We start from the raw sequence: 1,499 nt of genomic DNA on the forward strand, positions 1-1,499 counted from the left end.
CAAGGCCAACGACGTCTCGGCGTTCATCCCGACCAACGTCATCTCCATCACCGACGGCCAGTGCTTCCTGGAGTCGGACCTGTTCAACGCCGGTCAGCGCCCCGCGCTGAACGTCGGTATCTCCGTCTCCCGAGTCGGTGGTTCCGCGCAGCACAAGGCGATGAAGCAGGTTTCCGGCCGTCTGCGCCTGGACCTCGCCCAGTACCGTGAGCTGGAGGCGTTCGCCGCCTTCGGTTCCGACCTGGACGCCGCGTCGAAGGCGCAGCTGGAGCGCGGTCAGCGACTGGTCGAGCTGCTCAAGCAGGCCCAGTACCAGCCGATGGCCACCGAGGACCAGGTCGTCTCCATCTGGGCGGCCACCACCGGCAAGCTGGACGAGGTCCCGGTCTCCGACATCCGCCGCTTCGAGAAGGAGCTGCTGGAGTACCTGCACCGCAAGGAGCAGGGCCTCATGACCTCCATCAAGGAGGGCGGCAAGATGTCGGACGACACGCTCACCGCCATCGCCGACGGCATCGCGGAGTTCAAGAAGCAGTTCGAGACCTCGGACGGCAAGCTTCTCGGCGAAGACGCGCCGGCCGCCACGGCCAAGTGACGACGGAAGGGACCTGACTCATGGGAGCCCAGCTCCGGGTCTACAAGCGTCGCATCCGATCCGTCACCGCGACCAAGAAGATCACCAAGGCGATGGAGATGATCGCCGCCTCGCGCGTCGTCAAGGCGCAGCGCAAGGTGGCGGCCTCCACGCCGTACGCGCAGGAACTGCCTTCAACTCCAGCGCCATCAAGACGGCGGAGAAGCTCACCGAGCGGCTGGAGCGCGAGGGCAAGGAGGTCGAGATCTACATCGTCGGCCGCCGTGGTGTCGCGCACTACAACTTCCGTGAGCGCAAGATCACGGAGTCGTGGGGCGGCTTCACCGACCAGCCCACGTACGCGGACGCCAAGAAGGTCGCGGCGCCGCTGATCGAGGCCATCGAGAAGGACACGGCCGAGGGCGGCGTGGACGAGCTCCACATCGTCTTCACCGAGTTCGTCTCGATGATGACGCAGACGGCGCTCGACGACCGTCTGCTCCCGCTCAGCCTCGAAGACGTGGCGAAGGAGGCCGCCCCCCGGGGCGAGATCCTCCCGTTGTACGACTTCGAGCCCTCGGCGGAGGACGTCCTCGACGCCCTTCTGCCGCGCTACGTCGAGAGCCGTATCTACAACGCGCTGCTCCAGTCGGCCGCCTCCAAGCACGCCGCCACGCGGCGCGCGATGAAGTCGGCCACCGACAACGCGGGAGACCTGATCACCAGCCTCTCCCGACTTGCCAACGCGGCCCGCCAGGCCGAAATCACCCAGGAAATCAGCGAGATCGTCGGCGGCTCCGCAGCCCTGGCCGACGCGTCCGCGGGGAGTGACAGGTAATGACGACGACAGTTGAGACGGCCGTTGCCACGGGCCGCGTCGCCCGGGTCATCGGCCCGGTCGTCGACGTGGAATTCCCCGTCGACG

2 pseudogenes are annotated in these 1,499 nt (G+C 67.0%); both read left to right on the plus strand.

From position 1 onward, the window contains the following. Nucleotides 1–595 (plus strand): annotated as a pseudogene (locus JF597_RS55365) (F0F1 ATP synthase subunit alpha); the annotation flags it as partial. Nucleotides 596–615: 20 nt separating this feature from the next. Continuing rightward, nucleotides 616–1,412: pseudogene (gene atpG / locus JF597_RS55370) on the plus strand (ATP synthase F1 subunit gamma). Nucleotides 1,413–1,499 lie beyond the last annotated feature (87 nt).

Source organism: Streptomyces sp., assembly GCF_019510245.1.
Lineage (GTDB): Bacteria > Actinomycetota > Actinomycetes > Streptomycetales > Streptomycetaceae > Streptomyces.